The sequence below is a fragment of the Conexibacter sp. S30A1 genome (assembly GCF_023330665.1).
Classification (GTDB): domain Bacteria; phylum Actinomycetota; class Thermoleophilia; order Solirubrobacterales; family Solirubrobacteraceae; genus Palsa-465.
Map to the genome: position 1 here is coordinate 1,869,231 of NZ_CP097127.1, position 21,583 is coordinate 1,890,813.

Below are 21,583 nucleotides of genomic sequence, written 5' to 3' on the forward strand. Positions count from 1 at the left end.
GTGATGCTAGGTGATCGGTGGCGTGGCCGAGCCGATCGCAAGCTCAGCGAGCGTGGGGGCGTCGCGGTCACGCGCGGAGGCGATCAGCCTGTCGGCCGCAAGCGGCCAGTCGATGCCGACCTCAGGGTCGTCGTAACGGAACCCCCGCTCGGTCGTGGGGTCGTAGTAGGAGGAGACCTTGTAGGTGACGTCCGCCGCCGGGCTGAGCACGCAGAAGCCGTGCGCGAAGCCAGCTGGCACGAACAGCTGACGGTGGTCCTCATCGTCCAGCCGGTAGCCCTCCCAGCGCCCGAACGTGGACGAGCCGGGACGAATGTCAACGACCACGTCGAAGATCGCCCCGCGTGCACAGCGCACGAGCTTTGCCTGCCCGGACTGGAAATGCATGCCGCGCACGACCGCCTCACGCGAGCGCGAGTGGTTGTCCTGCACGAAGCTCAGGGAAGGGTCGATGCGCTCGAGCACATCGGCGCGAAAGCTCTCCAAAAAGAAGCCGCGCTCGTCGCCGAAGACCTGCGGCTCGAGCAGCAGGGGGCCGTCGAGCTTTGAAGCGACGATCCGCATCTTCGGAGAATCTAGAGCAGGCCCGCGAGGATCTGTTCCAGACCGCCGCCAAGCCGCGTGCGCGGCTCCCAGCCGAGCTCGGCGCGCGCGCGGCGCACGTCCAGGCAGCTGCGGCTGACCTCGCCCGCACGGGCCGGCAGAAACTCCGGCGCGGGCAGGGAAAGGCCATGCTCCGCACCCACCCTGCCGAGCTCGCGGACGAGCTCGAGCACGGAGGTCTCCTCGCCCCAGCCGATGTTGAGCGGGCCCGTGACGTCGCTGTCGGCGGCCTGCAGGTTGGCTTGCACCACGTCGGCCACCTCGACCCAGTCACGCGTCTGGCGCCCATCGCCGAAGATGCGAGGCGTGACGGCGTCGATCAGGCAGCCACAGAAGATCGCCACAACCCCGGCCTCTCCGTGCACGTCCTGGCGGGGGCCGTAGACGTTGCCGTACCGCAAAGACACGGTCGAGAGGCCGTGCAGGCGCGTGTAGAGCTCGAAGTAGCCTTCGGCCGCGTACTTGCTCTGCCCGTAGGGCGCCAGCGGTCGCACCGGATGCTCCTCGGGCGTTGGCAGCAGCGCGGCGTCGCCGTAGAGCCCACCGCCGGTCGAGGTGTTGACGACGCGGCGCGCGCCGTACGCGAGCGCCGCGGAGAGCACGTTCAGCGCCCCAAGCACGTTCACCTGCGCATCGGCGGCGGGATCCTCGACCGAGCTGCGCACATCGATCTGCGCCGCCAAATGGAAGACCACCTGGGGACGCACCGAGGCGAACACCGCGTCGAGCGCCACCGCGTCGCGCACGTCGAGGCGGTGCAGCTGTGCCCCCGCGGCGGTGGCTGCAGCCAGGTTCTCGAGCTTGCCGGTCTGCAGGTTGTCGATCACGGCCACCCGGTCGCCCCGCGCGATCAGGGCGTCGACCAGGTTCGAGCCGATGAAACCGGCGCCGCCCGTCACGATGCAGTCCACAGGAGCTCCTTTCGCGCAGGGTCGCGCTAGTTGTTCTTGAAGGCGTAGAAGTCGGGCTTGCGCCTGCCGTCCTGCTGGATCAACCCACAGGCGTCAAGCGGCAGTTGGTCCCGCACGCTGGCCCAGCCGAGCGCGTAGATGTAGCCGGCCTTGCGCGCTGTGACCAACGCGTCCTTGACCCATCTGGCAGCGACCGACGGTGGCGAGACGTAGAAGCTGAACATCTGGTTGGGCGCGGTCGGCACACAGAACTGCGAGAGGAACAGCGGCAGCGCGTGACCGAAGTAGGTCTTCGTCCAGCCCTCGAGCCGGGGCAGGTCGGAGAACTGCACCTCGCCGTAGGGCGATGGGGCGGCACCGAACAGCGGCACCGTGTAGCTGAACGGGTCCTGAGCGTACATGTCCATGCGGGGCCGCCGGCCGCCGGGCAACACCATGCTCGCGAGCCACTGCTGCGGATCGAGCAGCCCGGCGGTGTAGGTGTCGCCGCCGATCACGACGTTCCTGCGGCTCAGGCGCTTGAGCGCACCGTATGCGTCATTGAGCATCTGGGCGTAGAGGTGGGGCGCCCGCTTCTGCGCCGCGCTGAGGCGCGTCTGTGTGTAGCGCGCGGGGGTCTCGGGCCGAAAGTCACCCTTGCGGTTGGGCTCGTTCCAGACCATCCAGAGATGCACGCTCGGGTATTCGCGCGCCGCCGCCTGAATGAACTGGGCGTAGGTGCGGGGGTCTCTGGGCGCCCAGCCCATGCCGGCGTGCCCCCCGTTGGCCCAGGCCGGGGCGTTGCTCACCGCCAAGAGCACGCGCATGCCGTAGCGCCTGGCCTCGGCGATCTCCTGGCCGATCTGCACGGGCCACGCGTAGGCGGGGTCCGCCGGCGAGGTCGGGTCGGCCGGTTTGGTCAGCGCCACCTCGTTCCAGTCAAGCTGGGTCTCGTAGATCCTCGCGCCGAGCTCGCGGTAGAGCGGGAACTGGTTGATGCCGTCCACCGTGGGCGGCCCCCAGACCGCCTTCTGGAAGGCGCTTGCGCCAGCGGGCGCGAGCGCCGCCACAAACGCTGCGACGAGAGTGACGGCGGCGACCAGGCGCAAGAGTGCTCTGCACATCGGCGGCGATGTTAGAGCTGCACTCTGAAGGGGTCCTGCGCGGCGGGCGGATGCTCGAGCATCAGGGTCACGGGACCGTCGTTCACAAGCGCGACCGCCATGTCCGCGCCAAAGCGTCCGCGCCTGGCGCCTGTGACCTCGCAGAAGCGCTCATACAGCGGCTCGGCGACTTCCGCCGGGGCCGCGGCGCCGTAGCTCGGGCGGTTGCCGCGACGGGTCTCGGCGTAGAGCGTGAACTGGCTCACGCACAGGAGCTCGCGGTCTCCGAGCGGCGCGTTCATGCGGCCGTGGGCGTCGGGGAAGACGCGCAGGGCCATCACCTTGGCGGCGAGACGCTCAGCGTCCTGCACCGTGTCGCTGTGGGTGACCCCCAGCAGCACCAAAAGACCCGGCCCGATGCGCCCGATCTCCTCGCCGTCCGTGGCCACAGAGGCGCTGCTGACGCGCTGCACGAGCGCTCTCAGAGCAGCTTCTCCATCGCGATGTGCTCGATGCCGGCCTCCACGAACTCGCGGCCACGCGGCTCGTAGCCGGCCTGCTCGTAGAGCGAGCGCGCGTAGGTCTGGGCGTGGAGCAGGATGTGCCTTGAGCCATGTGCGCGTGCCTCACGGTCGGTCGCACGCAGCAGCGCGCTGGCGATCCCCCGGCGCCGGGCGCTGCGCTTCACCGCCAGCCGGCTGAACTGGACGGTCTGCCCCACGAACACCAGCCGACAGGTCGCGACGATCGCACCGTCCATGACCGCGACCAGGTGCAGCCCGCTGTGGTCGCGCCCATCGCGTTCCTCATGCGCAGGCACGCCCTGCTCGAGACAGAAGACCTCGTAGCGCAGCGCGAGCGCCGCGGCGAGCTCGCGCTCACCCCCAAGCCGCCTGATCTCGTAGCCGGGGTCAGGCTCGGCGTCGGCGTCGGCGGGACGGTGTTGCACGGCCTGAAAGCTTGGCACACGGCCTGGGTGCAGGTCGCTGGCGACCACCGCACCACGGCAGTCGGCGGGGACACCAAGCAACGGCGCGCGGTTGCTTAGATCGCTGTTATCCTTTTGCGCGTTGCCCAGGGCGGGGTGGACGCCGCCCCCGGGTTGACCTCCAGCTCTCATCGCAAGTTTGAGGGCGCCATTTTGAGCCGTTTGGGTTACACGCAGCGGCTCCTTTCTACCACCTTCACAAATGCTCGTAGATGGGTGATCCCACCCCACTTCCGAGTTCTGCCGCGATCAAGCGAGCAGAACAGCTGACGCGCGAGCGGTTCGTCTTCGACGGCGAGACGCCCGAGGAGGCGCTCGCACCCGGCAGCGCCCGGCGCCGCGCGCTGGATGCCGCGCTCGTCGACGTCGCGGCGGGTCTGAAGACTCCGTCGCTGCGCTGGCGTCAGCAGTACTCGCTGCTGCTCGGTCTCGAGCGCCTGCTGTCGGATGACGAGCCGAAGCTGGTTGACGGCACAGTGCTCTCCGCCCACCAGGTCGACGCCCTGTCGGGAACCCTCACGGCGCTTTTGGCGGGCGTGCAGGCCGGCACGGAGGCGCTGCCAAGCGAGGACCCTGCGAGTGCCGCCGACCCGCAGGCCGTGCACGCGCCGCCGGCCGAAGGGACAGGCGCTGAAGTCGCGGCTGTGAGCGCGGCGGCCGACATGGTGGACGCGGGCGACGAGGAGGTGGATGAGAGCGACGAGGAGGTGGACGCGGGCGAGGACGATCCCGACGAGCACGGCCTGGACAGCGACGAGGAGCCCCAGGATTGGCAGGACGACGACGACGCACTGGACGAGGACATCTCGCCTGAGAGCCTCGACGAGGATCCCGGCGCCGCGCGGCGTTTCTGGTTTGAGCACGCCACCGGGGCTGGCAAGACCGTCGCCGCGGTCGGGTTTGTGGAGGCTTCGCGCACCGGCGGAGTGCTGATCCTCACACACCGGCGCAACCTGGTTGACCAGTTCATCGGCGAGCTCCGCGACCACGGCTACAGCGACCGGTTGTGCAAGCCGCTTTTGATCGGCGAGGATGCGGCCAACGGGCCGGTCACGGTCGAGACCTACCAGTGGTTCGTGCGCAATGCCGGCAAGATCTCCGGCGCATACACGATCGTCATCTGCGACGAGGCTCACACCGCGCTGGGCGAGAAGACCTCGGCGGCCATCCGCCGCTGGCACGAGCCGATCTGGATCGGCATGACAGCCACCGGCGCGCTGATTGCACGCCACGTCACCGACCTGTTCCCAACACAGACCTCGCGCTTTGACCTCGCGCAGGCCGCCCGCCGCGGGGTGATCGCGCCGCTGCGCTGCATCCGCATACCGCCGGGTCCGGGCGTGCGAACGATCGCCAAGGTGCCGTTGCGCCGCGGCGAGGTGGACACCGAGTTCGACCAGGAGATGCTGGCCGAACTGCTGGACCAGACGCCCTTCAACCTGGCGATCGCCGACCTCTACAAGACGCGCTTCAACGGCATGCCGGGAGTGGTCTACGCGGCCGGGGTCAAGCATGCCTACAACGTCGCCGAGTCCTTCCGGGCGCTGGGCATGAAGGCCATGGCCGTGTCCGGTGAGACGCCCAAGCGGGAGTTGGCAAAGATCCTCGCCGATTACGAAGCCGGCAAGGTGGACGTGCTGATCAACGCGCAGCTGCTCGCCGAGGGCTGGAACAGTCCCCGCGCGACCGTCTGCATGCACCTCGCACCGACCGCCTCCAAGCGCATCTACCAACAGCGCGTGGGGCGCGTGACGCGACGGCACCCAGGCAAGGAGGCCGGCATCGTCGTGGACTTCGTGCACCCGGCCACCAAGCACGACGATCCCGTGGTGACGCTGCACTCGCTGCTTGACCGCGACGTGTACCGGGGGGGCGCGATAGTCGTGGGACCGGTGCGCCGTGGCCGTGGGCGCCGGATCAGGGTGGAGCGTCGCGTGTTGCCGGTCACGCCCGATCCAGAACGCCGCGCCGAGGTCTTCGAGCGGGAGCTCTGGCGGATCGCGGTCGAGAACCTTGACTACGGCGAGCAGCGCGTCTGGGCGCAGCTGGCTGGGGCGCGGGTTGCGCCCACCGCCTGGCGCCGCGCCAAGGCGATGCTGCACTTTGACCGGCAGGGCGAGCTGCGCCGGCTGTTTTTGCTGACCGCACTGCAGCGCAACCGCAGCGCGCAGCTGCGGCTGCGGGCGCTCCAGGAGGTGGCCGCATCCAAGGACGCGGAGGCATTTGACACGGCGATCGACATCATCGCCGGCTGGCCCCGAGACGAGCGCCGCGAGGGCGTCAAGATCATGCTGCAGGCACTGGCTGAAAGGCGCATCGGCCGCCGTGACCAGGCCAACAACTGGATCTGGCGACTGGCCGAGTACACCCGTGAGGTGCACGAGGAGTACGCGGTGCAGCGCTGGCCCGAGACCAAGCGGTTGCTCGGCCTGCTGGTGAACTCAAGCGGCCAGGCACACGCACGCAACGCCAGGCGACTGGTGCACGCCACCCGCAAAGAGGACCGCCGCCTCTCCGCCGCGCTGCTCGCGGCCGCGCTCGCGCACACTCCCGAGGCTGCCGAGGCGATCAACGGCGCTCGCGCCCGCATGGCCCGCAAGCCCGCGGCGCTCGCTCGCGAGCTGCTGCGTAACTTCCCCAAGGGCAAACGCGGCAAGAGCAGGCGCCGAGCGGGCCGGCCGGGTGAGGTGACGGCCACGCCGGTCGAGGCGCCCGTCAGCGGCGCGGAGCCCCAGCTGGATGACGAGCTGGATCTGGAGGACGAGCTGGCGGAGCCCGGCCCGGACGCGGACGACGAGCCCGAAGACGACGAGCCCGAAGACGACGAGCCCGAAGACGACGAGGACCTGGACCGCGACGCCGCCTGAGCGGGGCACGGAGCTGGACGCCTGTACTAGCGCGACACGCGCGAGCTTGAGCAACGCGGGTGCCTGCCGATCCGGGTGTTGTGAGGCGTACGCTCATCCACGCCGCCGCCGTAATCGCACTAGCCGCTCTTGGCAGCGGCGTGTTCGCCACAGCAGCGCTGGCCAGCGACCCCATTGCCTATGTGACCAACGAGCAGTCCGGCACGCTCGTCCAGGTGAACCTCGCCACCGGCGCGGTGGGGACGGCGATTCCGGTCGGCTCAAAACCGGTCGCGGTCGCGATCGCACCGAACGGCGAGATGGCCTACGTCGCCGACTACGGTACCTCTGAGGTCGTACCCGTCGACCTCGTGACGGGTGCCGTTGGCAACCCCATAGTGCTGGCCCATCGCCCGAACGCGATCGCGATATCGGGCAACGGCGCCACCGCTTACGTGGTGTCCGACGCCGGAGCCCTTTGGCCGATCGATCTGAGCACCCAAGCGGTCGGTAAGCAGATCAAGATCCCGACGAACTCCGATGCCATCGCGCTCTCGGCGAACGGCTCGACGACCTACATCACCAACGCGGCAGACGCCACCGTGACCCCGATCTCGCTGCCCGGCGGCGGCCTGGGCCAACCGATCGACCTGCCGGCACCGACCCCTGACGGGGTCGCGATCGCGCCAGGCACCTCAACCGCCTATGTGACCGGCGACAGCGGCGGCACGCTGACGCCGGTGGACCTTGCGAGCGGCACTGCAGCCACCGCGATCAGCGTCGGCTCGCAGCCAACCGACGTCGCAATCTCCTCCAATGCGACTACCGCCTATGTGACCAGCTTCAACTCGGGCACGGTCACGCCTGTCGCGCTCGCCACCGGCGTCGCCGCCACCCCGTTCGCCGTGGGCGGCGAGCTGAGTTCGATCGCGCTCTCACCGCTGAACGGCTCGGGGTCCGGGTCGAGCTCAGGCTCGGGGTCCGGGTCAGGCTCGGGGTCCGGGTCAGGCTCGGGGTCCGGGTCAGGCTCGGGGTCCGGAGCGAGCCCCGGGTTCGGCCCAGACGCGGGTGCGATCGGGACCACCGCAAGCTCCCCCGTCGCGCTCGGGGACCAGCAGCTCACTCTGCTCGTGTCAGGACCGATGCGCACCTTTGGTGGTGGCGGCACCGGAGCCCACGGCGGTGGTGGATCCGCCGGGGGGTTGAAGACCACAGGCCGCGGCGCGACCCGCCGGGCGCTGGCGTGCTACCGGCCCAGGTCGGCCATCCGCGTACGCATGACGCGGCGGATCCTGCCACGCCGCACACGGCTGAAGCTGCATCTGGTCACCTTCAGGCTCGGACGCCAGCTCAGGCGCGCCAAGCGCCTGCCGGCGACGGCGTGGTTGTCGCTGCGTGGGCTCAGGCGTGGCCGGCATCTGCTGATCGTGCGAGCGTTGTACCGGGAGCGTTTCGTGGTCCGCACCAAACATCATCGGCTGCGGAGGATCCTCGCGGTTACCGTGAGCCGGCGACTGCTCGAGCGCATCAACATCTGCTAGCGGCGCCGGGGAGGACCTGACCTGCCCGGCGGGCCGCTCGCGCAGCCACTCACGCTGGGGCCCGGCAGCCGACACGGAGATCACCCGTGATGTCAAGCAAGCCACGCCCCGCGCGGCTGCGGTCAGTACGCGCTCGCGCCGAGCCAGCCGGCCAGGACGAGCCCCAGCAGGCAGATGACGATCTTGAGCAACCGCACCGGCACCGTGCGCACCACGCGTGGGCCAAGGCGGCCGCCGTAGAAGAAACCCACCGCAAGCGGTAGCGCCGCCCACCAGTCAACCGGGCTCGCGAACGCGAAGATCACAGCTGCCACCAGATTGCTGAGCGCGAGGCTGAGGTTCTTGACAGCGTTCGAGCGCGCAAACGAGCTCGCCAGCACCGCCTCAAACAGCACGATCATGATCACCCCCGCGCCCGCCCCGAAGTAGCCACCGTAGACGGTCACCAGCAACGAGCCGGCGAGCGCCGTGCGTGTCAGCCGGAGCTCACCGGAGCCATGTTGCGCCGCCGGCACGGCTGGTCGCGTGACGAGCACCGCAAGCGAAGCCGCAGCCACCAGCCACGGCACGATCAGCCTGAAGGAGGCGCTCGAGGTGACCAGCAGCAGCACGGCCCCCACGGCGCCGCCGAGCAGGCTGATCAGCACCAGTCCGCGCAGCGCGCGCCACTGGCCATCGAGCTCCGGGCCCGACGCCGTGACCGAGCCCACACCGCTGAACACGAGCGCCACCGTGTTGGTGACGTTGGCGGCGATCGGCGAGAGCCCGGTCAGCAGCAGCGCCGGGTAGCTGACCAGCGAGGCAAGGCCCGTGACACAGCCGACAAACCCTGCGGCCACGCCTGCCAGGAGCAGCAGCACGGCTTCCAGCGCGATCCCAGGCGTCATGGCTGACCGCTACCGAGGTGCACCTCGCCGGCGTCCAGCGCAACGGTGCTGCCGTCCCCGCGCGCGACCAGCAGCCGTCCGCGGCTATCGATCCCGGCTGCGGTGCCCGCGCCGGACTCCCAGCGCACGAGACGGCCGCACAGCGCGTCGCGGGCACGGAGGCCCTCCAGCACGGCTTCAACAGGCACCGCCAACCAGTGCTCGAGGCTCGCGCACAGGATCTGCAGCAGCGGCTCGATGTCCTGCGACGCACGGCCGAGCGTGGCCGCCCGCTCGCGCACACCGTCGGGAAGCTGGCTCAGCTCGAGCGCAACGTTGAGCCCGATGCCGAGCACCGCCCAGCCCTCCTGCGGGCGGCCCTCGACGAGGATCCCTGCGACCTTGCGCCCCTCGATCAGCACGTCGTTTGGCCACTTCACACCTGCCATCTGACCACAAACCTCGGCGGTCGCCACTCCGGCCGCAAGCGACAGCAGCGGCGGCGGATCCCGCAGCACCCACGAGCAGACGAGCGCCGCGCCAGGCGGCGCGTGCCAGTCACGACCCTGCCTTCCCCGACCGGCCGTCTGCTCCCGCGCCGTCACAAGCGTGCCATGCACCGCTCCGGACGCCGCCAACTCGCGCGCCACAAGGTTGGTGGAGTCGGTCACACGCAGGTGGACGCGCGGGTAACCGAGCCGGTCCGGAGCCGAGCCGGAGTGATCCATCAGGGCCCGCCCGGCGCGCTCAGCCTGACCTCATCCCCTTCGCGCAGACCGAGTCTCGCCGCGGCGTCTGCGAGATTCAGCGCGATCGCAAGCCGACCCGCGGAGTCCAGGAAGATCAGCGCCTGACCCGGTGCGACATCGGCGAAGCTGCGTGCGACGGTCGCGACCTGCCCGGCGGCCGCAGGCGCAGTGATCCGCACGCTGTCGCCAGGCCGCACACCGAGCGCACTCAGGTCCCCAGCGCCGGCGGCCAGCTGAACGTTGCCGAAACTGTCGACACCGGCCACCGTCACGATCATCTCACCCGCATGCATCCACGGCCCTGCAATCGTCAGGCGCTCAAGCGCATGGCAGGCAAGCTCTTCGCCCGCCTGCGCGAGCGGCGCGCCTGAGGCGAGATGAGCTGCCACCGGGGCGAATATGTCGCGGCCGTGAAAGGTCGCTGAAACGGGCTCCATTCGCCAGGGCGAGCGTGAGATCTCGACCGCCCGCACCGGGCCGCCGCTCGCCTCGACAGCCGGCCACAGGAGGCCGTTATCGGGGCCGACGAAGAGGCGCCCGTCACGGGTTTCGATCACCACCGCGCGGCGCGCGCTGCCCACGGTGGGATCGACGATCGCGACGTGCACGCCGACCGGCATGTAGGGGATCGCCTGAGCGAGCGTGACCGCCCCGCCGCGCACGTCCTGGCGCCCCACACCATGGCTGAGGTCAATCACACGTGCCTGCGGGCAGATGCCAGCGATCACGCCATGCAACACACCCACGAAGCTGTCGGCGAGACCGTAGTCGGTCAGCAGCGTGACCGGTCTCGGCTGACCGGGAGCGCTCACGCGCTGACGAGCGCGTCCACAAGCCCGTCAATATCGTGGCTTTGCGCCTCGATGTCCGGGCTCAGGCCCTGAGCGCGCAGCTCAGCGCTGGTGACGGGGCCGATGCTCACCACCCGCGGCCGCGCCGACCCACGCGCAAGCCACGCCTGCGCCCCGCCGGCTGCCGCGAGGAAGTTGCGCACGGTCGAGGCGGCGGTGAAGGTGATGTAGTCGGTTCCGGCGACGGCCTCGAGGGTCTGCTCATCCAGCGGTTCCACCACCGTCTCATAGACCGCGACCACGTCAACCTCGGCGCCATGCGCCCGTAGCGATTCGGGCACGACATCGCGGGCCTCGCGCGCACGGGCGACCAGCGCCCGCGCCACCGGCAAACCGGCGAGCGCCTCAGCGAGCGCCTCGCCCACCGCCTGTGCCGGCACGATGTCGGCGCGGATCCCACGCGCGGCGAGCGCGCGGGCGGTGGCCGGCCCAATCGCGGCCACCCTGGTGCGCTCGCTACCAGGGAAGGCACGGGCATCCAAGCCGGCGGCGTCGAGCCGTTCAAACAACGCCTCGACGCCGGTCGGGCTCGTGAAGCAGATCAGGTCGTAGGACCCCAGGTCGGGCGGCGGACCAGGCAGCGACTTAGTCCTGATCACGGGAGCCAGAATCACCGCTGCACCGAGCGCCTGCAACCGCTCCGCCAGGCGAGAGCCCTGCTCGCGCGCACGTGTCACAGCCACGCTGACCCCGTGCAGCGGGCGGCGCTCCAGCCAGCGCAGCTGCCCGTGCAGGGCCGTCACCGGTCCGAAGATCGCGATTGCCGGCGCCCCGATGCGTGCCTCGCTGGCCCGTGCTGCGATCGTCGCCAGGGTAGCCACAAGCGTGCGCTGCCCGGGCAGGGTGCCGCTCTGCACCACCGCCGCAGGCTCGTCAGCGGCACGGCCGGCGGCGATCAGACGAGCGGCGATCGCCTGCAGATGCCTGACACCCATATAGACGACGAGCGTTCCGGGAAAGGCCGCGAGCGCGGCCCAGTCAAGTGCCGAGCCCGGCTTGTCGGGATCCTCATGGCCGGTCAAAAACGCGACCGAGCTGGCGAGATCTCGGTGCGTGACCGGTATACCCGCGTAGGCACTGGCGGCAATGCCGGCCGTCACACCAGGCACCACCTGAAAGTCGATGCCGGCCTCGACCAGCGCCTCGGCCTCCTCGCCGCCGCGCCCGAAAACGAACGGATCCCCACCCTTGAGCCGAACCACGATGTCCGCGACGCGCCCGTGCTCGACGAGCAGTCTGGTGATCTCGGCCTGCGGCACCTGCTCACCGCCCCCCTGCTTGCCGGCGTAGATCAGCTGCGCGTCCGCCCGCGCGCCGTCGAGCGCGCTGACCGGGATCAACCGGTCGTGGATGATGACGTCCGCGAGCGCGATCAGCTCGAGCGCGCGCGCGGTCATGAGCCCAGGGTCACCAGGTCCGGCCCCCACCAGGTACACCGTCATGCGCTTGCCATCTCCACCGCGCGCACCAGCAGCTCGCGGGCACCGGCAGCCACCATCCGCTGCGCCATCTCCGCCCCGACGAGGCTGGCCGACGCGGTGAGCTCGTCCGCTATCCAGTGGGAGCCGTCGGGAAGGCCGATCCATGCCCTGAGGGTCACATCCACAGCCGACGCGGGCACGGCGCTCGCCCCAAGCGGCGTCGCACATGTCGCTCCGAGATGGCTCGCGAGTGCCCGCTCGGCCAACACGCAACGCTCAGCTGCGGGATCGTTGATCACGGCGGCACGCTCGTCGTCGGCTCGCGCCTGCACGATCAGCGCGCCCTGGCCAGGGGCCGGCACGCACTCGTCGAGCAGACAGCCGATCTCGCTCTCACGACCCAGGCGCATCAGACCGGCCTGTGCCAGCACGACCGCGTCGAGCTCGCCTTCGGCAAGCCTGCGCAGTCTGGTATCGACATTGCCGCGCAGCTTCACAACCTCGATGTCCTCACGCAGCGCATGGATCTGGGCGGCACGGCGCACGCTGCTTGTACCCACCCGCGCCCCAGGAGCGAGCGTGGCGAGACTGGCGCAGCCACAGAGCGCGTCGCGTGGATCCTGGCGCTCAGGAATCGCGATGATGGTTGTCCCCTCGACGAGGTCGCCGGGAACATCCTTGGCAGAGTGCACGGCCAGGTCGATCTCCCCTTGCACCAGCGCGCGCTCCAGGGCGGAGGTCCAGCGCGCCTTATCGCCGATATCCTGGCCCCGGTCGCCGGCGGTCGTGATCGTGACGATGTCCGTCTCAAGGCCGACGCGTCCGAGCGCAGCCTGGACGGCGTGCGCCTGCACAAGTGCAAGCGCGCTGCCGCGCGTCCCGATGCGGATCACCGGCGCGAGCCCGCAGAGGCGCCACTGCGTTCCGGTAGCCGACGGATCTCGGCGAGGTCCTGCACGTCAGCCGCTGCGTTGCGGAGCGCCGGATCGGCATCCACCTCGAGCGCGAACAGGTCGCGGACGAGCGCCATCCGCGCATGCACGCGGTCGTCACGCAGCTCCTTGAGACGCAGCGTCGGGTGGTGCAGCAGCCGGTTGACGATGGCGCGAGAGATCGCTTCGACACGCTCGCGGTCACGCTCTGACGCGGACTCCCAGCGGCCCTCGTTCTCGGCCAAGACCTGAGCCGCGATCGCACTCGCGTGGCTGCGCAGCGCCGCCAGCGTCGGCAGCACCTCCAGCGAGCCCAGCCAGGTCGCGAAGTTCTGGATCTCCTGCTCGACGATCGCCTCCGCCTTGCGTGCCTCCTCCAGACGCACCTGCCGGTTGCGCGCGACAACCGACTCAAGGTCGTCGATGTCGTAGAGCGCGACGCCTTCAACCTGCGCGCAGGCCGGGTCCACGTCACGCGGCACCGCCAGGTCGATGGCCAAAAGCCGCCGGTGGGCACGCTCGCGTTGCACGAGCTCGAGACCCTCGGCCTCGATCAGTTGGTGCGGAGACGATGTGGCGGAGACAACCATGTCCGCCTCGACAAGCGCCTCCGGCAACTCGTCAAAGGCAACGCTATGGCCGTCGAAACGGTTGGCGAGGCTGACCGCGCGGTTGCGCCTGCGGTTGGCCACAAACACCACCGCCACACCGGCCGCGGCGAGCGCCTGCGCGGCAAGCTCACTGGACTCTCCGGTGCCGATCAGCACGGCACGGCGTCCGCGGAGATCCCCCAACACCTCACGCCCCAGCATCGCCGCAACCGACGGCAGGCTCATCTGGCCGGCGCTGATCGCCGTTTCGGTGCGCACCCGCTTGCCGGTCTCGAGCGCCGCCTTGAACAGGTGGTTGGTCAGCGCTCCGGTGGTCTGCTGTTCGAGCGCGACCTCGTAGGCACGGCGCACCTGGCCCTGGATCTGGTCCTCGCCGACGATCATCGATTCGAGCCCGGCGCTGACGCGGTAGAGGTGGCGGGCGGCTTCGCAGTTGCGGTGCGAGTAGATCGCCTGAGCGAGCGCGCTCAGTGCGATCCCGGAGCGCTTTGCGAGCAGACCAAGCAGCGTCGCCTCAGCGTCGATCGGGTCAGCGGCCACCAGGTAGAGCTCGGTGCGGTTGCAGGTGGACAGGGCCACCACCTCCTGGATGCCGGCGACGGCATGGAGATCACGGACGAACTCGAGCGCGCGTGCATCGGTCAGCGCCAGGCGCTCGCGCAACTCGACCGGGGCGGTCTTGTGCGAGATCCCGACCGCCAAAAGCTCGCTCAAGGCAGCTGCACCTCCTCGGCGTCGGCGCTGTCATCGGCCTCATCAAGCGCCGCCCCGGGGCGTTCGCGCGCCTCGAGCTGCGCCCGCAGCTCGCGCAGCTCACGGCTGTTGCGCGTCAGGCGGCGGGCCATGATCCCCACGTAGATCAGCAGGATCAGGACAAAGACGATGTAGGCCGCGGCGACATAGGGACCGGCGGCGCTCAGCGGCAGCGCGGGAGCCTCGGCAAAGAGCAGGCTCATGAGGGCGAAGCTGTCCTACCGAGCGGACCGGCGTCGTCGCCGAGCAGACGCCTACGCAGCCGGCGCGTCTCTATCCGCAGCTCCTTGGCGGCCATCTCGTACTTCATGAGCGTCGCAAACAGAAGCGCGACCGCGATCAGTGACGTGTAGAACGCGAGCTTCATCGAGCCGGGCATGGCGCCGCCCTCGAGATTCAGCACACGCGGGTGAAGATATTCGGAGGAGAGGTTGACGATGATGAAGTTGATCGGGACGAAGGCCCCGGCGACGATCGAGAACACGGCGGCGTAGCGCGCCTGGCGCTCGGGATCCTCGATCGAGAAGCGCATCGGCTGGTAGGTGCAGTAGAGCAGGATCACGATCAGGTAGGAGACGAGCGTCGGGTCAGACCACACCCACCAGTGGCCCCATGAGGCCTTGGCCCAGATCGAGCCGGCGAGCAGTCCAGCCACAGAGAAGATCAGCGACATGTGGATCGCGCAGTAGGAGCGCATGTCCCAGACTCGCTTGCCCGTTCGCAGGTAGCCAATCCCGTAGACGCCACCCAGACAGAAACCGACCAGCGAGACGATCGCCAGCGGCACGTGGATGTAGAAGATCTTCTGCACGAACCCCTGCTCGGCGTCGAGCGGGGCGTAGAAGAACGTCAGCGCCAAGCCAGCCGTGATCATCAGGGCTGTTACGACCGTGAGGCCGCGCAGATGCCGAACGTGGGTGCTCATACGATCTGTCGCCGTCACTCCTCGATCAGGTAGTCGAACAACCCTACCGCGAGCAGCGCGTTGAAGAGATCATAGAGCGCCAGGACCAGCAGCCACTTCAGTTGCGGCGAGCCGCTCGAGTTGGCTCGGAGCAACGGGCCGATGCCGCGCGCCGTGGCGATCAGCGCGGGCAGCATTAGCGGTAGCCCGATGATCGGCCCGATCAGGTCACGTGCACGTGTGTGCACGGCCAGCGCCGAGACGAACGTGCCGATCACCGCAAAGGCGCCGTCGGCCAGCACCAGCAGCAGCACGAAGCCCGCCAGCGAATGACCGAGCCGTGGTGGCGCCAGCAGCAGCGCGAACGCCGGCACCGCGACCAGCTCCAGCGCCACCATGAAGATGAACAGCGCCGCCGCCTTGGCGACGAACATCGCCGTGCGGTCCACGGGCGCGAGCAGAAACGCGTCAAAGCCCCCCTGCTCGCGCTCGGCCACGAACAGCCGGTTGATCGCCAGCATCGCGGCGAACAGCAGCGTGACCGTGAAGACGCCGGCGGCCAGCTGGCCAGAGAGCGAATCCTGGTTCAGACCGAAGTGGAAGATCACAAACGTCGAGATCGAGAGCAGGGCCATGCTGGGCAGCGTCTCGAGCGTGCGCAGCTCAAGCAGCAGGTCCTTGCGCAGAATCGCGGCGGCTGTTCTCATGCGTAGAGGCTCCGCAGCTTCTCGGGCGCGAGACCGTCCGGCGGGCCGAGGTACGCAGCCCGGCCACCGGCGAGCGCCAGCACCAGATCGGCCTCGGCCAGTGCGGCCTGCGGGTCGTGGCTGGTCAGCACCCGTGTGATTCCGGCGCTGCGGCCAATCAGCGGCTCAACCAGGTCACCGGCCGCTGGATCGAGGTTCGAGCGCGGCTCGTCCAGCAGCAGCAGCTCCGGGCTGTGCAGCACAGCGCGGGCGACCGTGAGCCGCTGCACCATGCCGCGGCTGAGTGAACGCACCGGGTCATCGCCGCGCTGGCGCATGCCCACGGCGGCGAGCACCTCCTCGACCCTTGCCGTTGGCACCCGGTAGAGCCGGGCGTGGTAGGTGAGGTTTTCACGACCGCTGAGGTCGCGGTAGAGCAGCGGCTCGTGGCCGAGCAGCCCGATGCGCCCGCGGACCGCCCACGCCTGGCGTGGGAGCGGCTCGCCAAACAGCTTGACGCTGCCCGCGTGGGGTCGCAGGAGGGTCGCCAGAATCCGCAAAAGCGTCGACTTGCCGGCGCCGTTGCGCCCGAGCACCGCGAGCGTCTGGCCGGCTCTGAGCTCCAGCGTGATGCCGCGCAGCACGGTGCGCTCGCCGAAGTGGCGGCTCAGACGCTCGAGCGCGACGACCGGACTGCCGCCGTCCGCGGCCGCCGCCGCGCCTTCAGTGGTGATCGTGCTCGCCGCGTCGCGCATCTCGCCGACGCAGTGTGGCAACTGCATGCCCGAGCACCGGCTCCACCACGCCGAACAGCTGGGCGATCGCGCGCGGGCTGCCGGGGAAGTTGATGATCAGCGTGCCACCCGCAGCGCCGGCCACAGCCCGTGAGAGCATCGCCATCGGGGTGTGCTCAAGCGATGCGGCCCGCATCGCCTCGGCCAGGCCGGGGACGTCGCGCTCGATCACCGCACGTGTCGCCTCCGGGGTCACGTCGTCGGGCGTGAGTCCGGTGCCGCCGGTGGTGAGGGCGAGCTCGACGTCGGCTGCCACCTGCTCGCGCAACCATGCCTCGATCGCGCTACGGTCGTCTGCGACCACCCCCTGGGCCACGATCTCCGCGCCCAGCGCGCGGACCGCATCCGCGAGCGCCGGCCCTGAGAGGTCTTTGCCGGCACCTGCCGCAACCGAGGTTGAGACGGTGAGAATCGCGCAGCGCATGGTCCGGCGAGCTTACCTGTGCCGCGCGGCCCGCCGGGCCGCGCGGCACACACTCGCGTGCTGGCGGCTAGCGCACCGCGGCGGCGACGGACCGGATCACCGCAAGCAGGTCGCTTGACTCAAGGATCAGGTGATCGCGTCCGTCGAGCACGACCTCGGTGCCGCTGTACTTCGGGTACAGCACGAGGTCACCGGGGGCGACCTTGATCATCTCCTCGTCATCGCCGACGGCGACGACCTCACCGCGCTGGGGCTTCTCCTTGGCGGTGTCGGGCAGCACGATCCCGCTGCGGGTAACGGTCTCCTCCTCCACCACGCGCACCAGCACACGGGCGCCCAGCGGTTGGATCTCTTCTTCCATGTTCATTGCTCCTTTGCTTTGTCAACGCGATTTGCGCCGATCAGTGGCCGATGCCGAGCAGGCGGTCGATCTTCGCCCGGTCAAAGCCGATCACCGGCTTGCCGCCGATCTCCACCACAGGCACGCCCATCTGGCCGGTGCGCCTGACGAGGTCCCGTGCCGCGGCGCGGTCGCGGGACACATCAACCTCCCGGAAGGGGATCCTCTGCTGGCGCAGATAGGCCTTCACGCGGTCGCACCAGGGGCACGTCGGGGTGCTGAAGACAACGACTCGTTGTGGGTTCCTGGCGCCCTGCGGGCGTGTGGCCGCAGGCGCCTCGGTGGTCTGGCTCACAGTGACACCTCCATCACGGTGGCGTCGCTGTCCACTGCAGCCGCCGGCCCGACCCCTCGTGCCTGCTCGACGACGTGCTCGTCGAAGAACTCGCCGACCGCGCGCGGCGGCCGGGCGCCGATGAAGCCGGTCAGCGGCTCACCGTCGCGGAAGGCCACGACCGTCGGGATGCTCTGGATGCCGTAGCGGGCCGCGATCTCGGGCTCGGCGTCGACGTCGAGCTTGACCAGCTCCAGCAGCCCCTCGCGCTTGGCGGCCTCGCCCTCCAGGGCCGGTCCAAGCATCCGGCACGGCGCACACCAGGCGGCCCAGAAATCGACCACCACCGGCAGCTCGTGCGAGCGTTCGATCACCGCCCGCTGAAAGTCTTCTGTTTTCACGTCCATTTTCGTCTCGTTTCTGCTCGTTTCCCCGTTGCGGGTGTTGGCGTCACCCATCCACCAACGGCACTTCAGTACACCGTTACACAACTGTAGCATTGTGCATAGCAGATGAGACGTTCACCGGAACCCGGCGGGCCAACGACGGCTCGCAGCGGCCCAACGGCATGCCGCGGTCGGCCCAAGGGCGGGCCGAGGACGGGCTGACAGGCCGGCGCGCGGCTAGGCGGCGGCAGGGTGGGCCTGCGCCCACTTGGCGATCTCGCCGGACCCTGTCACGACCGTCTCGTCGTCGAGCACCAGGATCGGAACCGACTCCTGGCCACTCAGGCGCTTGATCTCGGCGCGGTCGCGCGAACGCGAGCCCCAGGTCCAGAACATCCCCCGATTGGTCTTCACACGCCGCGTCTCGTACTTATGGCCGGCGGCATCCAGCGCCTTGGCGGCCTTGGTGCACGGGTGCAGCGCGGAGGGGCCGGAGGTACCGGCGGGGCACACATAGAGGATCACAGGCTCGATCCTACACCCACCGCAGCGCCCCGCAAACTCGCTATATCCCCACCGAGCGAAGCCAGTCGAGCGTCTCGCGCAGACCGGTCTGGTAGTCCACGCGCGGCTCCCAGCCGAGCAGCTCGCGCGCCCTGGCGGTGCTGAAGCTCTGGTCAATGCCCATCAACTGGACCGCCTGACGCGAGAGCAGCGCGCGCGTCTTGAGCCCCGTGGCGCGTCGCAGCCCACGGTACCCGTGCTCGAGTCCCACGGCCAGACCCGCAGCCACCGGGTAGGGGATGTTCAGGCGCGCCCGCGGCGCACCCAGCCCGGCGGCCAGATCATCCACGAACTGTCGCCAGCTCACATCCACGCCGTCGGTGATGTTGAAGGCCTCGCCGGGCGCGCGCTCGTGGTGCAGCGCAAGCACCGTGGCGTCGGCCAGGTTGTCCACGTAGCAGAGCCCGACCAGCGCCCGCCCACCGCCCACGAGCAGCATCTGGCGCCCGCGGATCGCCCTGGCGACCTCCAGCACCGTCTCCTGACAGCCGGGTCCGTAGACGGTGGCGGGCCGCAGGATGACGGCTTCCATGCCGGCCGTTGCGGCGCTGCGCACCTGCCCCTCGGCGGCGCGTTTGGTGTGCGCATACCAGTTGGCAAAGCGCACCGGGCCGTGGCTCTCGGTCACCTCGGGGATGCCCGGATGTCCGTAGATGTCGGTCGAGGAGATGTGCACGAAACGCTGGACCGCGGCCTGTGCGCTCGCAGCCAGCAGGCTGCTCGTGCCCGCCACGTTGACGGCCTCGATCTCGTGCGGCAGCGCCCAGTCGGAGACCATCGCGCCGCAGTGGATCACGTAGCGGCAGCCCTCGACCGCACGCGGCAGCGAGCCGGGGTCGGTGAGATCGCCGTGCACCAGCTCGACACCGAGACCGGCCAGCTTGGTGATGTCGCTGGTCGGCCGCACCAGGCAACGGACCTGGTAGCCGTCGCGCACCAGGCGGGCGGCGAGGTGCCCGCCGATGAAGCCACTCGCGCCCGTGAGCAGGCAGACGTTGTCCGCGTCGGGATCGATCGGGCGCCCGCCGTTCACGGCCGTCCCCGGTTGCCGGCCGGCCTGCGCGGCGCCGTTCACGGCTGGGCCCGGCTGCGGGCCAGCGGGCCCGCTGCCGGAGGAATCACGCCGGCGCAGCGTGGTGAGCGCGATGTCGCGCACCACCGCCCAGTTCTTGCCCGCACACTGCTCGCAGTCGCTGAGCACGCTGTCCAGCGCGGTCAGGAAGTCGTCGGCCTCACTGTCTGCGAGCGTCAGCGGCGGTAGCAGCTTGATCACGTCGTTCTTGCCCGCGGCCATCGTGATCACGCCGTGCTGCTGGTGCAGCGGAATCACGACCAGCTGCGGGAAGAGGCCCTCACTGGCCATCCGCATCAGCCGCACCGCCAGCTGGCCCGGGCGCGAGCGCGGGGCCTTCAGCTCGATGCCGACGATCAGCCCGAGCCCGCGCACGTCGCCGATCAGCTCGTGGCGGCGCTGTAGCTCGCCCAGCCCGTCCATCAGGCGCTGGCCGAGCTGGGCCGAGCGCGCCACCAGACCGTCGCGCTCGATCACCCGCAGCGACGCCAGCCCGGCCGCCATCGCCAGGCGGTTGCGCCCGTAGGTCGACTGGTGCACGTAGCTGCGCTCGAGCGTGCCCACGGCGCGCTGGAAGATCTCGCGCCGGGTGACCATCGCCGCCACCGGCATGTAGCCACCGCTCAGCGCCTTGCCGATCGTGACGATGTCCGGCTCGAGCCCCCAGTGGTCGCTCGCGAACCAGCGGCCGGTGCGGCCGAGGCCGGTCTGGATCTCATCGACGACGAACAGCGTGCCGTAGCGGCGGCAGAGCTCCTGGGCGGCGCGCAAATAGCCGTCGGGCGGCAGCCGCACGACCTGACCCTGGACGGGCTCGACGATGAACGCCGCGACGTCGCGGCGGCGCAGCTCGGACTCGAGGCGGTCAAGGTCGCCGTAGGGCACCAGGCCGCAGCCGGGCAGAAGCGGCTCGAAGCCCTCCTTGAAGAACTCGTCGCCGACAATCGACAGCGGCCCCAGGGTGACGCCGTGGTAGCCGCGCTCGCAGGCGATCAGCCGCGGGCGCCCGGTGGCGGCGCGGGCGAACTTCATCGCGCTGTCAACCGCCTCGGCGCCGGCGTTGGTGAAATAGGTGGCGTCAAGGCCGGCGGGCAGCTTGGCGGAGAGTTCCTGGGCGAGCATCCCGGCCAGCACGCTGTAGTGGATCTGCACGCCGTCCAAAAGGTCGGCGTCGAGGATCGCGTGCAGCACCGCCTTGACGTCCGGGTTTGAGTGCCCGAGGCTCGAGAAGCCCTCGCCGCCGTGCATGTCCAGGTGCACCCGGCCGGCCTTGTCGTAGATGTATGAGCCGCTTGCGGTCACGTAGTCGCGGTCAAAGCCGATCGTGCGCAGCACGTCGACCAACGAAGGGTCCAGGTGACGGGCCGCCAGCGCGAGCGCCTCGCCGCCGCGCACCTGAGCTTCGGCGAGGATGCCGAGCGGATCGGCGCAGGCCTCGCCGGTCAGAGGGCCGGCGGCTGCGTCGGTGCGCAGCTCACTCATCGCGCACCCAGTGCCCCGAGCGCCCGCCTGACTTTTCCACAAGCTCCACGCGCTCGATCATCGCCCCCCGCTCCACGCCCTTAACCATGTCATAGACGGTCAGCGCCGCCACCGACGCGGCGGTCAGCGCCTCCATCTCGACCCCCGTCTGAGCGGTCGTGCGGGCCTCGGCGGTCAGCTCGATCACGCCGGCGTCGGCGTCGATGCGGGCGCTGACGCCGACGAAGGCGAGCGGCAGCTGATGGCAGAGCGGGATCAGCTCGTGCGTGCGCTTGGCGGCCTGGATGCCCGCGACCCGCGCCACGCCGATCACGTCGCCCTTGGGGGCGTCGCCGGCCACCACCAGCCGGGCGGTCTGCGCCGAGACGCGCACCAGCGCGCGCGCCACGGCCCGGCGGGCGGTCACGTCCTTGTCGGAGACATCGACCATCGTTGCGCGCCCG

At 69.9% G+C, this 21,583-nt stretch carries 24 protein-coding genes; 2 read left to right on the forward strand and 22 right to left on the reverse strand.

Features of this window, described 5'->3' with window-relative positions; all coding sequences use genetic code 11:
• Positions 1-6: 6 nt before the first annotated feature.
• Genes rfbC through M3M54_RS09240 form a run of 5 tightly spaced genes read right to left on the reverse strand, consistent with a single transcriptional unit; the run spans position 7 to position 3,626 of the window.
• Positions 7-564 carry a dTDP-4-dehydrorhamnose 3,5-epimerase gene (gene rfbC, locus M3M54_RS09220; RefSeq protein ID WP_249018748.1) on the reverse strand — a complete coding sequence of 186 codons (558 nt, stop codon included), beginning with the start codon at positions 562-564 and terminating at the stop codon, positions 7-9.
• Positions 565-575: 11 nt separating this feature from the next.
• Entirely contained in the window at positions 576-1,514 is a 939-nt protein-coding gene (locus M3M54_RS09225; protein WP_249018749.1) for an NAD-dependent epimerase/dehydratase family protein, read from the reverse strand.
• Positions 1,515-1,540: 26 nt separating this feature from the next.
• Entirely contained in the window at positions 1,541-2,617 is a 1,077-nt protein-coding gene (locus tag M3M54_RS09230; RefSeq protein WP_249018750.1) for a hypothetical protein, read from the reverse strand.
• A gap of 11 nt (positions 2,618-2,628) precedes the next feature.
• Positions 2,629-3,081: a D-aminoacyl-tRNA deacylase gene (gene dtd / locus M3M54_RS09235; RefSeq protein WP_249021765.1), complete on the reverse strand. Its 453-nt coding sequence runs from the start codon at positions 3,079-3,081 to the stop codon at positions 2,629-2,631.
• Positions 3,078-3,626, reverse strand: coding sequence for a GNAT family N-acetyltransferase (locus tag M3M54_RS09240; protein ID WP_249018751.1), 549 nt, complete (start codon positions 3,624-3,626; stop codon positions 3,078-3,080). The genes dtd and M3M54_RS09240 overlap by 4 nt, the downstream gene beginning before the upstream one ends.
• A 170-nt stretch (positions 3,627-3,796) precedes the next feature.
• Between M3M54_RS09240 and M3M54_RS09245 the strand changes: the two genes are divergently transcribed.
• Both M3M54_RS09245 and M3M54_RS09250 read left to right on the forward strand, forming a co-directional pair.
• Positions 3,797-6,451 (forward strand): DEAD/DEAH box helicase, encoded by a 2,655-nt coding sequence (locus tag M3M54_RS09245; RefSeq protein ID WP_249018752.1) that lies wholly within the window; start codon positions 3,797-3,799, stop codon positions 6,449-6,451.
• A 140-nt stretch (positions 6,452-6,591) separates the two neighbouring features.
• Positions 6,592-7,971, forward strand: a complete 1,380-nt coding sequence (locus tag M3M54_RS09250; protein ID WP_249018753.1) for a YncE family protein — start codon at positions 6,592-6,594, stop codon at positions 7,969-7,971.
• Positions 7,972-8,093: 122 nt separating this feature from the next.
• Here M3M54_RS09250 and M3M54_RS09255 read toward each other — a convergent pair whose 3' ends face one another.
• From M3M54_RS09255 to moaC, 17 genes are all read right to left on the reverse strand, one after another.
• Positions 8,094-8,858, reverse strand: a complete 765-nt coding sequence (locus M3M54_RS09255) for a sulfite exporter TauE/SafE family protein (protein ID WP_249018754.1) — start codon at positions 8,856-8,858, stop codon at positions 8,094-8,096.
• A complete protein-coding gene (locus M3M54_RS09260; RefSeq protein ID WP_249018755.1) occupies positions 8,855-9,565 on the reverse strand; it encodes a biotin--[acetyl-CoA-carboxylase] ligase in 711 nt (236 codons plus the stop codon). Before M3M54_RS09260 ends, M3M54_RS09255 begins: the two co-directional genes overlap by 4 nt.
• Positions 9,565-10,398 (reverse strand): S-adenosyl-l-methionine hydroxide adenosyltransferase family protein, encoded by an 834-nt coding sequence (locus tag M3M54_RS09265; RefSeq protein ID WP_249018756.1) that lies wholly within the window; start codon positions 10,396-10,398, stop codon positions 9,565-9,567. Before M3M54_RS09265 ends, M3M54_RS09260 begins: the two co-directional genes overlap by 1 nt.
• Complete coding sequence (gene cobA / locus M3M54_RS09270) at positions 10,395-11,879, reverse strand: uroporphyrinogen-III C-methyltransferase (RefSeq protein WP_249018757.1); 1,485 nt, start codon at positions 11,877-11,879, stop codon at positions 10,395-10,397. Before cobA ends, M3M54_RS09265 begins: the two co-directional genes overlap by 4 nt.
• Positions 11,876-12,751 (reverse strand): hydroxymethylbilane synthase, encoded by an 876-nt coding sequence (gene hemC / locus M3M54_RS09275; RefSeq protein WP_249018758.1) that lies wholly within the window; start codon positions 12,749-12,751, stop codon positions 11,876-11,878. The genes cobA and hemC overlap by 4 nt, the downstream gene beginning before the upstream one ends.
• Positions 12,748-14,115 carry a glutamyl-tRNA reductase gene (gene hemA / locus M3M54_RS09280; RefSeq protein WP_249018759.1) on the reverse strand — a complete coding sequence of 456 codons (1,368 nt, stop codon included), beginning with the start codon at positions 14,113-14,115 and terminating at the stop codon, positions 12,748-12,750. The genes hemC and hemA overlap by 4 nt, the downstream gene beginning before the upstream one ends.
• On the reverse strand, positions 14,112-14,357 hold the full coding sequence (locus M3M54_RS09285) for a hypothetical protein (protein ID WP_249018760.1): 246 nt from the start codon (positions 14,355-14,357) through the stop codon (positions 14,112-14,114). Before M3M54_RS09285 ends, hemA begins: the two co-directional genes overlap by 4 nt.
• Positions 14,354-15,097, reverse strand: a complete 744-nt coding sequence (locus tag M3M54_RS09290; RefSeq protein ID WP_249018761.1) for a cytochrome c biogenesis protein — start codon at positions 15,095-15,097, stop codon at positions 14,354-14,356. Before M3M54_RS09290 ends, M3M54_RS09285 begins: the two co-directional genes overlap by 4 nt.
• Positions 15,094-15,765, reverse strand: coding sequence for a heme exporter protein CcmB (locus M3M54_RS09295; RefSeq protein WP_249018762.1), 672 nt, complete (start codon positions 15,763-15,765; stop codon positions 15,094-15,096). The genes M3M54_RS09290 and M3M54_RS09295 overlap by 4 nt, the downstream gene beginning before the upstream one ends.
• On the reverse strand, positions 15,762-16,526 hold the full coding sequence (locus M3M54_RS09300) for an ABC transporter ATP-binding protein (protein WP_249018763.1): 765 nt from the start codon (positions 16,524-16,526) through the stop codon (positions 15,762-15,764). The genes M3M54_RS09295 and M3M54_RS09300 overlap by 4 nt, the downstream gene beginning before the upstream one ends.
• Positions 16,468-16,962, reverse strand: a complete 495-nt coding sequence (locus M3M54_RS09305) for a MogA/MoaB family molybdenum cofactor biosynthesis protein (RefSeq protein ID WP_249018764.1) — start codon at positions 16,960-16,962, stop codon at positions 16,468-16,470. The genes M3M54_RS09300 and M3M54_RS09305 overlap by 59 nt, the downstream gene beginning before the upstream one ends.
• A gap of 67 nt (positions 16,963-17,029) precedes the next feature.
• Positions 17,030-17,323, reverse strand: coding sequence for a co-chaperone GroES (groES, locus tag M3M54_RS09310; RefSeq protein ID WP_249018765.1), 294 nt, complete (start codon positions 17,321-17,323; stop codon positions 17,030-17,032).
• Between the two features lie 40 nt (positions 17,324-17,363).
• On the reverse strand, positions 17,364-17,657 hold the full coding sequence (locus M3M54_RS09315; protein WP_249018766.1) for a glutaredoxin family protein: 294 nt from the start codon (positions 17,655-17,657) through the stop codon (positions 17,364-17,366).
• Positions 17,654-18,043, reverse strand: coding sequence for a thioredoxin (gene trxA, locus M3M54_RS09320; RefSeq protein WP_249018767.1), 390 nt, complete (start codon positions 18,041-18,043; stop codon positions 17,654-17,656). The genes M3M54_RS09315 and trxA overlap by 4 nt, the downstream gene beginning before the upstream one ends.
• Before the next feature lie 216 nt (positions 18,044-18,259).
• Positions 18,260-18,547, reverse strand: a complete 288-nt coding sequence (locus tag M3M54_RS09325) for a glutaredoxin domain-containing protein (RefSeq protein ID WP_249018768.1) — start codon at positions 18,545-18,547, stop codon at positions 18,260-18,262.
• A 40-nt stretch (positions 18,548-18,587) separates the two neighbouring features.
• The gene (locus M3M54_RS09330; RefSeq protein WP_249018769.1) at positions 18,588-21,140 is read right to left on the reverse strand and encodes an aminotransferase class III-fold pyridoxal phosphate-dependent enzyme; all 2,553 of its coding nucleotides are present in this window, start codon (positions 21,138-21,140) and stop codon (positions 18,588-18,590) included.
• Positions 21,133-21,570, reverse strand: coding sequence for a cyclic pyranopterin monophosphate synthase MoaC (gene moaC, locus M3M54_RS09335; protein WP_249018770.1), 438 nt, complete (start codon positions 21,568-21,570; stop codon positions 21,133-21,135). The genes M3M54_RS09330 and moaC overlap by 8 nt, the downstream gene beginning before the upstream one ends.
• Between the last annotated feature and the right edge of the window lie 13 nt (positions 21,571-21,583).

What these genes read in the sequence shown, in the direction of transcription:
- rfbC (WP_249018748.1), bottom strand. Translation starts at nt 564, where the DNA reads ATGCGGATCGTCGCTTCAAAGCTCGACGGCCCCCTGCTGCTCGAGCCG.
- M3M54_RS09230 (WP_249018750.1), bottom strand. Translation starts at nt 2,617, where the DNA reads ATGTGCAGAGCACTCTTGCGCCTGGTCGCCGCCGTCACTCTCGTCGCA.
- M3M54_RS09245 (WP_249018752.1), top strand. Translation starts at nt 3,797, where the DNA reads ATGGGTGATCCCACCCCACTTCCGAGTTCTGCCGCGATCAAGCGAGCA.
- M3M54_RS09255 (WP_249018754.1), bottom strand. Translation starts at nt 8,858, where the DNA reads ATGACGCCTGGGATCGCGCTGGAAGCCGTGCTGCTGCTCCTGGCAGGC.
- M3M54_RS09260 (WP_249018755.1), bottom strand. Translation starts at nt 9,565, where the DNA reads ATGGATCACTCCGGCTCGGCTCCGGACCGGCTCGGTTACCCGCGCGTC.
- cobA (WP_249018757.1), bottom strand. Translation starts at nt 11,879, where the DNA reads ATGACGGTGTACCTGGTGGGGGCCGGACCTGGTGACCCTGGGCTCATG.
- M3M54_RS09285 (WP_249018760.1), bottom strand. Translation starts at nt 14,357, where the DNA reads ATGAGCCTGCTCTTTGCCGAGGCTCCCGCGCTGCCGCTGAGCGCCGCC.
- M3M54_RS09295 (WP_249018762.1), bottom strand. Translation starts at nt 15,765, where the DNA reads ATGAGAACAGCCGCCGCGATTCTGCGCAAGGACCTGCTGCTTGAGCTG.
- M3M54_RS09300 (WP_249018763.1), bottom strand. Translation starts at nt 16,526, where the DNA reads ATGCAGTTGCCACACTGCGTCGGCGAGATGCGCGACGCGGCGAGCACG.
- M3M54_RS09305 (WP_249018764.1), bottom strand. Translation starts at nt 16,962, where the DNA reads ATGCGCTGCGCGATTCTCACCGTCTCAACCTCGGTTGCGGCAGGTGCC.
- groES (WP_249018765.1), bottom strand. Translation starts at nt 17,323, where the DNA reads ATGGAAGAAGAGATCCAACCGCTGGGCGCCCGTGTGCTGGTGCGCGTG.
- trxA (WP_249018767.1), bottom strand. Translation starts at nt 18,043, where the DNA reads ATGGACGTGAAAACAGAAGACTTTCAGCGGGCGGTGATCGAACGCTCG.
- M3M54_RS09330 (WP_249018769.1), bottom strand. Translation starts at nt 21,140, where the DNA reads ATGAGTGAGCTGCGCACCGACGCAGCCGCCGGCCCTCTGACCGGCGAG.
- moaC (WP_249018770.1), bottom strand. Translation starts at nt 21,570, where the DNA reads ATGGTCGATGTCTCCGACAAGGACGTGACCGCCCGCCGGGCCGTGGCG.